The sequence below is a fragment of the Colwellia sp. 6M3 genome (assembly GCF_014077595.1).
Taxonomy (GTDB): domain Bacteria; phylum Pseudomonadota; class Gammaproteobacteria; order Enterobacterales; family Alteromonadaceae; genus Cognaticolwellia.
Window position 1 is genome coordinate 1 of the sequence record NZ_JACGWF010000052.1, and the last position, 14,229, is coordinate 14,229.

11 protein-coding genes are annotated in these 14,229 nt (G+C 38.4%); 1 reads left to right on the forward strand and 10 read right to left on the reverse strand.

Translation table 11 applies throughout. The annotated features are described in order from the left end of the window. On the reverse strand, positions 1-943 hold a 943-nt coding region (locus tag H4J50_RS11975), incomplete at its 3' end, for a putative Ig domain-containing protein (RefSeq protein WP_182256672.1). Positions 944-1,568: 625 nt separating this feature from the next. On the opposite strand from H4J50_RS11975, the gene H4J50_RS11980 reads away from it, so the two are divergent. Then, the gene (locus tag H4J50_RS11980; protein WP_182256674.1) at positions 1,569-2,261 is read left to right on the forward strand and encodes an ABC transporter substrate-binding protein; all 693 of its coding nucleotides are present in this window, start codon (positions 1,569-1,571) and stop codon (positions 2,259-2,261) included. A 191-nt stretch (positions 2,262-2,452) separates the two neighbouring features. On the opposite strand, the gene H4J50_RS11985 is transcribed toward H4J50_RS11980, so the two are convergent. The 9 genes from H4J50_RS11985 to H4J50_RS12025 form a co-directional block, all read right to left on the reverse strand. Continuing rightward, positions 2,453-3,637 (reverse strand): alginate export family protein, encoded by a 1,185-nt coding sequence (locus H4J50_RS11985; protein WP_182256675.1) that lies wholly within the window; start codon positions 3,635-3,637, stop codon positions 2,453-2,455. 59 nt (positions 3,638-3,696) lie between these two features. After that, the gene (locus H4J50_RS11990) at positions 3,697-4,557 is read right to left on the reverse strand and encodes an ABC transporter ATP-binding protein (protein WP_182256677.1); all 861 of its coding nucleotides are present in this window, start codon (positions 4,555-4,557) and stop codon (positions 3,697-3,699) included. A gap of 24 nt (positions 4,558-4,581) precedes the next feature. After that, entirely contained in the window at positions 4,582-5,538 is a 957-nt protein-coding gene (locus H4J50_RS11995) for an ABC transporter permease (RefSeq protein ID WP_259366239.1), read from the reverse strand. Positions 5,539-5,660: 122 nt separating this feature from the next. Further along, on the reverse strand, positions 5,661-7,007 hold the full coding sequence (locus H4J50_RS12000) for a CmpA/NrtA family ABC transporter substrate-binding protein (RefSeq protein WP_182256704.1): 1,347 nt from the start codon (positions 7,005-7,007) through the stop codon (positions 5,661-5,663). 413 nt (positions 7,008-7,420) lie between these two features. After that, entirely contained in the window at positions 7,421-8,494 is a 1,074-nt protein-coding gene (locus tag H4J50_RS12005) for a CmpA/NrtA family ABC transporter substrate-binding protein (protein WP_182256681.1), read from the reverse strand. 41 nt (positions 8,495-8,535) lie between these two features. Then, on the reverse strand, positions 8,536-9,171 hold the full coding sequence (locus H4J50_RS12010) for an ANTAR domain-containing response regulator (RefSeq protein WP_220466185.1): 636 nt from the start codon (positions 9,169-9,171) through the stop codon (positions 8,536-8,538). 147 nt (positions 9,172-9,318) lie between these two features. After that, positions 9,319-9,654, reverse strand: coding sequence for a nitrite reductase small subunit NirD (nirD, locus tag H4J50_RS12015; RefSeq protein ID WP_182256683.1), 336 nt, complete (start codon positions 9,652-9,654; stop codon positions 9,319-9,321). Positions 9,655-9,683: 29 nt separating this feature from the next. After that, positions 9,684-12,227 carry a nitrite reductase large subunit NirB gene (nirB, locus tag H4J50_RS12020; protein WP_182256685.1) on the reverse strand — a complete coding sequence of 848 codons (2,544 nt, stop codon included), beginning with the start codon at positions 12,225-12,227 and terminating at the stop codon, positions 9,684-9,686. Between the two features lie 224 nt (positions 12,228-12,451). Beyond that, positions 12,452-14,224 carry a bifunctional protein-serine/threonine kinase/phosphatase gene (locus H4J50_RS12025; RefSeq protein WP_182256687.1) on the reverse strand — a complete coding sequence of 591 codons (1,773 nt, stop codon included), beginning with the start codon at positions 14,222-14,224 and terminating at the stop codon, positions 12,452-12,454. Between the last annotated feature and the right edge of the window lie 5 nt (positions 14,225-14,229).

Below are 14,229 nucleotides of genomic sequence, written 5' to 3' on the forward strand. Positions count from 1 at the left end.
TCCAATCTGTACCGACAGTGTCAGGCATGGAAGTTACTTTTAAGTCAAATTCTAAAGTAGTGCCTGCTGGAGTATCAAAAGCAACACCATCTACTGCATCACGGGCATTGAAACCCATAACAGCACCTGCCGTGCCATTGTTGATGACGAATTGAGCAACCATACCGTGGTCACCATCTGTAATAATTACAGGTGGAGCACTATCAGTGCTCTCCCAAACTGGCCAAAGTGGGTTGTCCATCTCTTCATAAACCACTAATGCAGGTCCCTCAACTGCAGCTTCACCAACCGTAATGGTAAAGGTTTGCATAGTTTCATCAGTACCGTCAGTTACTGTTAAGGTGATATCTGTAGCAGCTACATCGCCTGAAGCAGGTGTTCCAGATAATACGCCTGTTGTCTCATCAAATGTTAACCAAGAAAGCGCTCCTGGAATGGTTGTTGACATGGTTAACATATCATTGTCAGTATCAGTTGCTATTAATGTATAAGTATAGGCTTCACCAACCGTTGCACTTATTATTGCTGTACTAGTAATCACAGGGGCATTATTTTCTGCAACTGGTATGGTTACCGTAATAGTAAAAGATTGCGTTACCTCAGCAGTGCCATCGCTAACCGTTAATGTTATTGCATGGTCGCCTGAGTCGCTTTGAGCCGGTGTACCGCTTAATACGCCAGTTGCGCTGTCAAAAGAAAGCCAAGCAGGTAGAGAAGAGGCTGTTGATGTTAATGCGTCACCGTCGGCATCACTTGAAACTAACGTATATGAATATAGAGAGCCTGCGACAACCGTATTCATCCCTGTGCTTGAAATTACGGGTGCTGAGTTTACGACTGGTTCCGGATCTTTTTTTGAATCTGAACCACCACAAGCACTAAGTGCTAAACCCAGACTTAAGGTGATAATTGATTTAACAAATTTACTATTTGATTTATTCATTTGTTTTCCCCAAAAATGAATAGAAGATTTCCTATGATTAACAAAATACACGTTATAAAGTTGTATTTGCATGATTAATATAGAAAATCTTGATTATTGTTAGTGTAGTTATAATTTTAAATAGCGAGGTCAAGTTTTTCTCATTGCAAAATCACAAGAGCAAAATACTTTAACTAGTGCCAAAATTTACAGTACAGTAATTAACCACTATAACCATGGGGATTCGGTGAAGGGGTATATTTATCTAGATGAAATGGTGAAGCGTTACATAAATGGGTTGATATGAAAGTTAGTCGTATTACCCTGAAGAATTTGTGCTTTGTCTGAGCTAAATATACAGGTTAGTTCTATGCTAATGCACAGACAAGGTAGGAAGGTTAAGGCCATTTTTCTTAAATTGAGCCGCTTACCTTTATTTTTAATTATTAAGCTAGATTAAATTTACTATGCTAACTTTATAGGTACGGGATACTTTAATGCACTTATTACAAATAGTGTTTGACGTAAATGATAAGCGTTGTAGCTGTATGTTATACCAATAAGGATTTCTTATTTGAGCCGGATTAATTTTATAGTTTTATTGTTCGAATTTTTCAGCAAAAAAATCACACTATACGCATTATTTATGCTGTTATCTTTTCATTCACAAGCAGAAAGTGAATCATTAAAAGTTCGTATTGTCACTGAGCACTTAGCGCCGTTTCAAATCAGTGATAACTATGAGCTAATTGGTGGTATTGTTGCCATTGAAGTACAACAACTAATCAATAAAATTTTACCTGAAAATAAGATAGAAGTTTTACCTTGGGCTAGGGCATTTCAAATTGCATCAGAAAGGCCTAATACCATTATATTTTCTTTAGTTAGAACACCAGAGCGTGAAAATAAATTTATTTGGATTGGTAAGGTAGCTCACGTACCTATGGAGCTTATTACTTTAAAGAGTAGTAAATTACAGACTATTAAAACTCTAGCAGAACTAAGTGATGTTCAAATTGGCGTTAAGCGACTTGATGCCGTTACCATATGGCTTGCAAGCCAAGGTCTTCAGTTTGATAAAGAGTTAGTTGAAATTGTTAATACATATACCACCATGCAGATGTTAGAAAAAGGCCGAATCGATGTTATTCCGTCAACCCAACAGGTGATTGAATTTTACTGTAAAGAAACTGGGTGTAAAACCTCTGACTTTAAAACGATTTATACCTTAAAAAAATTATCAGAAGAATTTTATCTAGCAGTAAGCCTGGGCACTGACGAAAATTTAGTAAAACGACTCAGAGCTGAATTTCCACTGTTAGATTTACCCATTCAGTAAAAACCTGTCTATTTATAGTTTTTATCAAACCAAGTGAGATACATATTTATCAGTTATATGCTGAAACTTAGCACTAATATCCATTTTAGTGCTAAGTTTATCGGGGTGATTTTTACTTACTTCAAGCAAGCGAATTTCAGTAATACAAAGGTTGAAGTTAATCAATCTTAGTTCATGCTTTGTTCATTAGCCTAAAATTTAGCCCCAACCCATAGCCAAACTTTGTCAGTATCAACGTTACCTGCAGCTGAATCACCTGCTGAATAAGCCGCGTACTTTATACCTGCACTATAATTATTCGCGAATTTTTTCGTATAAACTGCATTAATTTCACTGCCTAAATCGTCAACAGTATCGGTTGATTCATCAGCACTGTAATCATGAACTGTTACAGTCCAACCACCGCCGAATGCTTTGCCTGATACAGAAACATAAAGATCAACCAAACCTTCTTTAGGTGTGCCTAAAAACATATCTGCCCAACCATTGAATTTATGTAATGTTGCGAGTGGTGTTGAAAATCCGTACATTGCTTCATCACTGCCCAGTACCTCTGCACCTAATTTAAGGGTTAGCGTATCAAAACTGTATCCACCTTGAATGGCCATATAACTTGCGGAGTAGTCGGTTCCACCGCTTTCTGAATCTTGAGTAGCAAATTCTGCTGAATATGAAAAATTGTCTTTTTTACCGTTAAAACTCACACCGAAAGTATCTAAGCTGTTAGCCGTTCCTTCATCAATCTCTAAAAGGTAGCTGTAAGCTGTTAGTTTGCCGTAACTTGTTTTGTAGGCGATGTTAAGTAAATGATCTTTCGAATCAAAATCTTTTTCATCGGAAAAAATACGATTACGTTTATTAATGTAGCTATAGCTCATTTTTACCTTTTCTAAGGCTGCATAAGTTATAGTTGCTGCATCAAAAGTTTGTCTATCTTGACGCCATCCTACATGCCCTACATAACGATGGTTATCTAAGGTGATTACTTGGCGACCTACTTTTGCGGTTATCCCATCTTTTTTGTATTGTACATAAGCTTGGTCTAATTCAGTCGTTTCTGGATCGGCAATAACAGAATATTCAGTATTATTTCCAACGGTATCGTTATAGCTGTTAACACCCGCTACTTGGCGTGAGTCTTCAAATTCAATAACAGCGGTAAAATCATTGTAGCTAGCAGTTGTGTAATTTAGGCGAGTTCTTAGTGTTAACGCCGAGGCATCTTTTTTAGCATTGTCTTGATCAACCGCTTCATAGCGCAAGTTTAAATCTATAGTGGCTTTAGCGTCAGTCTCGCTATTTGCGTTTGCTGAAACACTTGTACTGGCTAATAAAATCAGTGCAGTAAGTTTTGAGAGTTTATGAACTGTTTGCATGGTTTGTCCCTTAAAGTTTTTTAAATAAGTTTTATAATTTTTAAATTTAGCTAAATGTATTAAGCAACACTGGGCGCTTTTTGTTTTGTTTGCGTTTTATCAGTTTTTTTGGTCGACTCAGATGTGGGAATAGCTTCAACTTTTCTTTGTTTTTCATACAAAAAAGTTAAAACAGCTGAGCGCAAACGGTTATATTCAACATCTTCTGCTAGTGCTAAACGGTTTCTTGGATGAGGTAAGTTGACGTCTAATATTTCGCCTATTGTCGCTGCTGGTCCGTTGGTCATCATGACAATGCGATCTGACAATAAAACCGCTTCATCTACGTCATGGGTGATCATGATGACGGTGTTATTTAGCTTTTGTTGAATTTCCATTAATGAGTCTTGCATATGAGCTCGCGTTAAAGCGTCGAGGGCACCAAAGGGTTCATCCATTAAAAGGATTTCGGGTTTCATTGCTAAGGCTCTGGCAATACCAATACGTTGTTTCATACCGCCTGAAATTTCATCAGGACGCTTGTCTTTTGCATGATCCATATGAACTAAACGTAAGTTATGTTCAATCCATTCTTTCATTTCGGCTGGCGACATTTTATTTTTAAATACTTGTTTTACTGCTAATTCAATATTTTGATAGGCGGTTAACCAAGGCAATAATGAATGGTTTTGAAAAACAACGGCACGTTCAGGGCCGGGTTCTGTCACTTCTTTGTTATTTAATAACACGCCGCCTAATGTTGCTCTGTGCAAACAGGCAACAATATTTAATACGGTAGATTTACCACAACCTGAATGGCCAATAAGTGAAATGAATTCGCCTTTTTTGATTTGTAAGTCAACACCCTTTAGCGCGGTAAAGTCGCCTTTAGGGGTTGGAAATACCATATCTACTTTACTGATGTCTAAAATAATACTCATGTGATTTCCTTAATCCTTTATTGGCTATAGTTGTGCGCTTGATTTGTCCCAAGACAACATTCTTTGAAGTTGCAGCATGGTTCTGTCAAGCAGGTAGCCAATAAGGCCAATCGTTAATACTGCGGTCATAATGCGACTCAGCGATTGCGAGCTGCCGTTTTGAAACTCATCCCAAACGAACTTTCCTAGCCCTGGATTTTGTGCCAGCATTTCAGCCGCAATCAGTACCATCCAAGCAATGCCTAATGACATTCTCATACCCGTAAAAATGGCAGGAATGGAAGCCGGTAGAACAATCTTTTGAATATGTACGTGTTTAGGCAGGCTTAACACTTTAGAGACATTCACCCAGTCTTGGTTCATTGAAGCCACACCAAAAGAGGTGTTGATAACCATGGGCCAAAGACTACATAGGGTTACTGTAATTAAAGAGGTGATAAATGATTTAGCAAACATAGGGTCAGGAGATACATAAAGCGCACTGACCACCATGGTTACTATGGGTAACCATGCCAAGGGTGATACAGGTTTAAATATCTGTATTATGGGATTTATAGCCGTGTTGAGCGTTTTACTTAAACCAATGGCAATACCCAACGGAATAGCAATAATAGCAGCCACTAAAAATCCACTTATTACGGTAACTAAACTGGTAAATATTTGGTCTAAAAATGTTTCTTTACCGGTATAAGTTCGTACTTTGGGTTGATAGTTGGGATCTTTTTCCATGCGCACTTTATTTCGTTCGTCTTGGCGAATATAAAAAGCGTCTTCTTTGTCGCGTTCAGCATTATGCTCATCAATTAAATTGACCACTTGAGTAGCCACAGCACTGGGTCCAGGGAATTTACCGAGTGAAGTATCAATGTTACTAGCCGTAAACGACCATAGCAGCATAAAGCAGAAGATACCGAGCAAAGGTAATATTAACGCTTGTGTCTTTTCTGAAATAAAGGACAGGATCATTTTGTTATTACTCATTGGCGCAATACCTAGTGCTTTTTTACTAATTACAGCAGTCATTTTATTCTCCTTTATGCGCTACCTATTTATGGGTAGCACATTACTACTTACTAACGTTCGGTCTGAAATACGACAAGGTTCTAAAGTTTGTCACCAGCTTTTAAGCCAATTTTAAACTTGTTGATATAGGCGTTTGGCTGTGTCCCGTCATAAACAATATTGTCAATAAAGTGTTTTTGAGGAGCACGGAAACCATCCTCTCCGACTAAGTCTGAAAAGTCGCTTTTAGATAATATTTTGTCATCAACTAATGATTGCGCTGCAGCCATGTATATATCAGGTCGGTAAACTTTTGCGGCAATATCTTTGTACCAACTGTCAGGTTTGTCATCGCTTATTTGTCCCCAACGACGCATTTGTGTTAAATACCAAATGGCATCAGAGTAGAAAGGGTAGGTGGCGTTGTAACGAAAAAACACGTTGAAGTCAGGGACTGAACGTACATCGCCTTTTTCATACTCGAAAGTCCCTGTCATGCTGTTTGCGATAACGTCGTAATCGGCTCCAACATAGTTCGATTGAGATAAAATTTTCACCGCTTCTGGACGGTTAGCATTATTGTTGTCGTCTAACCACTTAGCTGCACGTATCAATGCACGTGTTAAACGAATAGTGGTATTTGGGTATTTCTCAGCAAAAACTTTAGTTATACCAAATACTTTTTCGGGATTGTTTTTCCAAATTTCATAATCGGTAACAACCGGTACACCAATACCTTTAAAAACGGCTTGCTGGTTCCAAGGTTCACCTACACAATATCCATAAATAGTGCCGGCTTCCATTGTGGCTGGCATTTGTGGTGGAGGCGTTACTGACAACAGCACTTGCGCGTCAATTTTTCCTGATGTATCACCTTTATGCGGGGCGTAGAATCCTGGGTGAATATCACCAGCCGCTAACCAATAGCGTAACTCATAGTTATGTGTTGACACGGGAAATACCATGCCCATGTTGAAAGGTTTACCTTCATCAATATACTTTTCTACAACCGGTTTTAAGGCATCAGCTTTAATCGGGTGAACTGGTCTTCCATCGGCTTGCTTAGGAATGTTGACCTTCATTTGCTTCCAAATTTCATTAGAAACAGTAATCGCATTGCCATTTAAGTCCATTGAAAAAGGTGTGATAATTTCAGCTTTAGTTCCGTAACCAATCGTTGCTGCAATTGGTTGGCCAGCAAGCATGTGAGCACCATCTAATCGACCATCTATAACGCCATCAAGCAATACTTTCCAGTTCGCTTGTGATTCAATCGTGACGTATAAGCCTTCATCTTCAAAAAAACCCTTCTCGTACGCAATAGCGATAGGGGCCATATCGGTTAATTTAATAAAACCAAATTTAAGTTCTTCTTTTTCTGGGTAGCCTAGCTCTGCTGCTTGCAACGAAGAAGTGAGTAGGGAGCCAGAAATACAGAGTCCTGCAATAACAGTACGGCATAATTTGTTATATTCTTTTTTTAAAGTTGTTTTCAAAATACCTTTCTCCAAATAAAAAAGCCCACAGTACTTCGGATACAATCCGAGTACTGTGGGCTTCAATGCCAAACTAACCATGACTACGTCGTTGCAGTGCGATTAGTTTTAACGAAATAAGTTTTTAGTCAGTTTTCACTTTATGGTTAAAACAACCGCTGTTGATTGAATTAACCTGAAAACGCTATTTACTATAAAGCACAATTAATGCCATCTATTAATTTCATTTAAAATCAGTTGCTTACTTTGTTATATGTGTTTTTTTATTAAATGCTTTGCTCGACTTGTTCCAAAACTGGGAAGTACTTGCACTGTTTTGGTGTATATTTAGAGCTGAATGCAGATGATCCACTTTAGTGAAGACTCTACTTACCCTTGTATATTACAGCTTGATAAATATCTTCTCTGTAGATTGAGGCAATGTCTAGAGCCGAAGTTTGTTGTGTGTTTATGTGTCCACACGCTTGCATCAATTTGGCAATGTTTTCACCGAAATAATGTGCTGGTCTATTAAATGTGGGATCACCTAAGGTCGAAAATTGTTGATAGCTTTCTACTTTACGTGGTGATGTATTGTTAAGGGTTAGACAACTACCCATTAATGAAGGCGCAATGACGTCGATATGTGTGTCTAAATACTTTGCACGACTCAATAACCTTGCCGCTTCAAAGCGATTGGGAATATTTTCAAGCCATTGGCATGCTTCATATAAAGCAGATACTAAGGCAAATGTTGTTTTTGGATGCTTGACTTGCCAATCAGACATTAACCCAAGTACCTTCTCAGGCGAATCTTCCCATAAGTCAGAAGAAGTAACACCTGTGATGCCAACACCTTCTCTAACCGCTTTAGCATTCCAAGGACTACCCACACAAAAGCCATCAAGATCGCCTGAATGCATAGAAGGCACCATGTCTGAAGGAGGTACAATTAATAAATTAATATCTGATGGGCTAATGTCACTATTTTTCAGCCATTCAATAAGTTGATAATAGTGACAGCTGTATGGAAAAACGACAGCGAAGGTTAATTTATTACCCCCTTTTTTTCGTTCATCTATTTCATGCTTAAGTATGTTAGCCGAAAACGGCATACTGAGCGCATTCGTATCATGTTGTGATAATATTTTTTGATAGAGTTTAGTCGATAAGGTGATGCCATTACCGTTACGACTCAATATCATTGGGGAAATTACGGTTGATTTTTGTCCGTGTAAGCCTAAGTTACTGGCAATGGGCATAGGAGCTAACATTTGGGCGGCGTCAATAACTCCGCTATGCAATTTATCTCTTAATGTGGCCCAAGAATTTTGTTTGGTAAGGTTAACGTTAAGGCCCCATTTTTCAAAAATTCCCATTTCATGGGCCATGACTACGGGGGCACTATCTGTTAATGGCATAAAGCCTAGGGTAATATTTTTCTTTTCAACACTAAACATGATTTATAGTCTCTACAATACTTTAAAGCGCTTTTAATAATCTAAAAAATGCTGGCGACAGAGAGGATGTTTTTGGCTACATCATCCATTTTCTGGCTGTTATCCATCGCTATTTTACGAATGAAGTGATATGCATCTATTTCAGACAGTTGTTTTGTTTCCATTAACCAGCGTTTAGCTTTATCGATATTTTTCTGGCTGGACAGTTTTTGTTTAGTGTCAGCTAGCTCTTGTTTTAGTCCTTGAAAAAGGTCAAATCTTGCAATGGCAACATCAATGATCGACTTCACTCTGACTTGGTCAACTTCTCCAACAACATAAGCACTAACTCCCGAATTAACCATTTGATTAATCGTTGTATTGGTATTTTGTTGTTCTGAAAAAACCACGATAGGTTTAGGTGCGAATTGGGATATTTGATTGAGATTTTCAAGCATATCTCTATTAGGCGATTCTATATCTATAATAATGACATCAGGGTTAAGCTGTTTAACATCTCTTAGCAAAGGTACGCCAGAATGAGCAATATGATAGATGTCATATTGTCCATTAGTCAGTACACTCATTAATGCTTTTGCTTTTACATGGTTAATTTCTGCAAGCAATACTTTTAACCCTGAAGGAGCATCTTGAATTAGCGTATTTTTTTTAGGTAAAGATAACGTGTTATTTTTCAATTTATTCCAATCAAAATGAATAATTTAATCTACTTTTAAAAATAAGGCAGAATTAATGCCAGTAAATTTAATGATAAATACTAAAAATTAAAATCCCAACTTAGTTAACTAAATTGGGATTTTTAAAACAATATATCTGTTATATATTTAACCGAATATTTCTAAATTTCCATCAGATATACGTGTTTCGTAAGTCTGAATAGCAAAGGCATCGTCATCTAAACAAGCACCAGAATGTAAAACAAAACGTTGTTTTAATAACGGTGAAGCCACGTAAATATCGCCTTTAGTTTCGCCAATTAAGCCGCGATATAAAACGTTCGCTTTACCAAAAGGGTCAAAGTTAGAAACGGCAAATACTTTGTCATTTCCAACCTGAAATAAAGCGACTTGCTCTTGGTTTGCTAATAATGCACATACGCCTGAATTTTTCACTAAATCGCTTGTTGGGCAGATGGTTTGCCAAGTGCTTTGTGTTGTCATAATATTTTCCTTTCTGGTTCGTAAACTTTTTATGCTGGCGTTAAGTCAACTGCTTGGATTTTAACGCCATATTTTTTCTCTTCATCCTTAGCAGGACGAATTTGTTCACGTTCAGTAACAAATTCAATATTGCCATCGATAGCATCTGAGTTAACAAACTGGCGGAAGCGTTTTAATTGTTCTTCACTTTCAATGGTGGTTTTCCACTCACATTGATAGGTGTCTACAACATTTTGCATTTGCTTTTCTAATTCATCATTAATACCTAAATGGTCATCTTTAACGATTTTTTCCATATAAGGTAAACCACCTTCTAGGTTGTCTAGCCACACTGAAGTACGGGTTAATCGATCTGCTGTACGTACATAGAACATTAAGTAGCGGTCAATGTATTTAATAAGTGTTTCATCATCTAAATCGGTGGCAAATAAATCACCATGGCGCGGTTTCATACCACCATTACCACTGACATATAAGTTCCAGCCATTTTCTGTCGCGATTATGCCTATATCTTTACTTTGCGCTTCTGCACATTCACGTGTACAACCCGAAACGGCAAACTTAATTTTGTGTGGTGAACGCAAGCCTTTGTAACGATCTTCTAATCGAATCGCCATCGCCATGCTGTCCTGCTGTCCGTATCTGCACCAAGTGCTACCAACACAAGATTTAACCGTACGTAACGATTTACCATAGGCGTGACCTGTTTCCATGCCAGCATCAATCAAACGTTTCCATATAGCAGGTAACTGGTCGACACGTGCCCCAAATAAATCGATACGTTGGCCACCAGTTACTTTGGTATATAAGTTATATTCTTTGGCTACTTCACCAATAACAATTAACTTGTCCGGTGTAACTTCACCACCAGGCATGCGAGGTACAACAGAGTAAGTACCATCTTTTTGCATATTACCTAGGAAGATATCGTTGGTGTCTTGCAGCGAAACATGGTCTGGTTTTAAAATATAGTCGTTCCATACCGACGCAAGAATAGATGCGGCAGCCGGTTTACATATTTCACAACCCAAACCTGAACCGTGCTTTTCTACTAACACATCAAAGTTTTTAATTTGTTCTGCTTGCACAATGTGAAATAGTTCAACACGACTGTAGGCAAAATGTTCACAAAGATCTGTGCTGATTTCAACACCACGTTTTTCTAGTTCGTGATCGGTAACCTTTTTCAGTAAAGCAGCACAACCACCACAGCCGGTAGCGGCTTGAGTTGATGATTTAACTTGACCAACATCTACTGCGCCACAATCAATCGCCGCAATAATGTCGCCTTTTGTCACGTTTAAACATGAACATATAGTGGCGGTATCGGGTAAGGCATCAACGCCTAATGTTGGTTTTTCACCTGAACTTGGTAAGATTAATCCGTCAGGGTTTTCAGGTAATTCAATACCATTTAAAGCATATTGAAGTAATGAATCATACTCGCTGGTATCACCGACTAAAACGGCGCCGATTAATTCTTTACCATCTGGGCTTACGACAATTTTTTTATAAATTTGATCCGGCTGATTAGAATATACATAGCTTTTACAGCCTTCGGTTCTTGCATGTGCATCACCAATTGAACCTACATCCATGCCCATTAATTTTAACTTGGTGCTCATATCAGCACCTGTAAATTGTTGCTCACCGCCAATAATATTATCGGCAGCAACTTTTGCCATGGTGTAGCCTGGGGCAACTAAACCGAAAATAAAGTTATTCCAAAGCGCACATTCGCCAATGGCGTAAATGCTTTCATCAGAAGTTTTACAGTTATTATCTACAACAATACCGCCACGTTCGCCAACAGATAAATCAAATTCACGTGCTAGGTTGTCGTAAGGGCGAATACCCGCAGAAAATAAAATAACGTCAGTTTCTAAGTGCGTGCCATCAGCAAAATTCATTCGGTGAACACACTCTTCGCCGTCGACAATCTCGCTAGTAGCTTTTTGAGTGTGTACTTGAACGCCAATACCTTCAATCATTGAGCGTAATAATGCGCCACCGTCGGTGTCTAATTGTACACCCATAAGTTGTGGAGCAAATTCAACCACATGAGTTTGTAAACCCAATTCTTTTAGTGCGTTAGCAGCTTCTAGCCCTAATAAACCACCGCCAACAACAACACCTACTTTACCAGCTTTGGCTGAGGCTTGAATATCGTCTAAATCTTGAATGGTGCGATAAACTAAACAATGGTCACGTTCTTTACCAGGAATAGGGGGAACAAATGGATACGAACCTGTAGCCATAACAAGCTTATCATATGCGTAAGTTTCACCCGTTTCTGTGGTTACTTCTTTCGCAGCTTTATCAATGTGAGTTACTTTTGCGTTGGTAAAAAACTTAACGCCAATGTCGTTGTAATATGCTGGCGAAGTCATGGCTAAATCTTCAGCCGTTTTGCCAGAAAAATACTCTGATAAGTGAACACGGTCGTAAGCTAAACGGTCTTCAGCGGATAATACGGTAATTTCATAGCCTTCATGTTTAGCCATTTCATCAACAAAGTGATGACCTACCATGCCATTTCCAACGACGACTATTTTTCGTGGTTGTGTGTTCATATTTTACAATCCTATTGCTTTAAATTACCGCTATATTTGCGGAACTAAATAATGAATGGGTATTTGCAATAAACGAACCAGTTAACTTTTGTTAATCAATTCAAAGGGGTAGATTTTGATCTAGGTGGTAATTGAGAGAGGTTGCACTATAGTGAAGATATTCACGCACCAAGGATGTGCGTGAAACGCATGAATTATAAATTTATAAATAATGGCATTACTGGTTAATGGAGTAATGCGGCAATTAGCCCAACAAACAATAAGGCTGATAATGATTGCCAAAATAAAATGGGGTTACGTTTTAATAAAGGCTGACTTTTATATTCTTCTACTGCATTTGTTTTTGGGTTGCTTAAATCAGCAAAAAATTCTGAAAAGGCTTTGTAGCGTAACCTTGGATCGGCCTCTGTTGCTTTTTGTAAGCTTAAATCTAGCCATAAAGGTAATTCAGGTCGAAACTGTTTAATGCTGCGATATTGCATACTGTTATAATCTTTGATTGTTACTTCAGCTCGCTGCATGGGTTTATATGGAAGCTCGCCTGACAGCATTTCATAACATATGACACCCAATGAGAATAAGTCGCTTTGATTATCTGCTTTCATATGCAATAGCGTTTCAGGCGCAATATAGTTTAAAGATCCAAAAGGCACTTCTTCTTTTATTGTTTCTTGATTTTCATCCAGTGAAGCAACAAATACGGTGCCGTAATCAATCAATTTAATATGGCCATATTGGTCGATCATAATGTTGTCTGGCTTTAAATCACGATGTACTAAATCTAAACGCTGAAACGCTCTTAGTGCGCTAATAACTTGTTTCATTATATCGCGAACTAGTGCAATGCTCGGTTTAGGGTTGTCATGTAACCACTCTCCTAAAGTTTGGCCTTGCAGGTATTCACAAACATGATATAAAAACTGGCTGTTTTTTCTTCCAGGTAGCACGCGCATTACGTTGCCGTGTTTAATACGTTCGCCGACCCACGCTTCACGCATAAAGCCTTGTAAATAAATAGCATCGTCTGCAAAATTAGCTGATGGCGCTTTTAAAACATAAGGTTTATCTGTTTCAACATCGATTACAAGATACAAATGTGAACGGATACTCGCGTGGATCACTTTTTTAACTAAGTAGCCATCTAGCTTCTGGCCAACTTTTAATGCCGGAGGAATTGATTTTGCACTTAAATCACGTTGAATTTCGGCCAGTTTACGGTTGGGTACTGCCTGAACATAAACCAATAAACAGGTAACATTGTCATTACTACCTTGTTCAAGTGCGGTGTTAACAATTTTGATAGAAAGGGCTTCTAAATCAGATTTTTTTGGCGAAAGTGGTAAAGAATCAAACAATGATTGAAAAGTGGCTTTTGTTATATAGTCGTGAATACCATCACAACTTAGCATGTATAAATCGCCTGATTGTAAGTCAACTTTATGAACATCAACCTCTAAACGATTATCAGCACCTAACGCTCTTGTTAATAAAGCCTGTTGCCCAATTTGCTTACGATTATGATCACGTGTAATAACCTCTAACTGCTGATTGCGATATTTGGTTATGCGAGTATCACCGACATGAAAAATATAGCCAGTGGTAGATTTAGCAATTAAGGCTGAAAAAGTTGTTAGCCATTGTGGAGAATTTTCATCGGCTAAACCTTCAACAAAGCCACCTTGTGAATATAGCCAGTTATTTAAACTGGTTAATACTTTAGCTGCCGACTTTTGAGTTGACCATGTTTCAGGGGTCACAAGATATTCTTGAATAAACTGTGTTACAGCAAGTTGAGAAGCATCAGCGGCTTTATTTGCGCTCGATAGCCCATCAGCAATCGCCGCAACTGCACCTTTAGCACGTAACTCGTGGCTATCAGGCACAATAGCAGCGAAAGCATCTTCGTTTTCGGCTTTTAAACCTTTTGAAGAGAATCCGCCAATGCACAATTGCAAGTCTGCAGCTGTGCTTTGGCCTCGTTGTGGGGCATTGCTCATAGTTT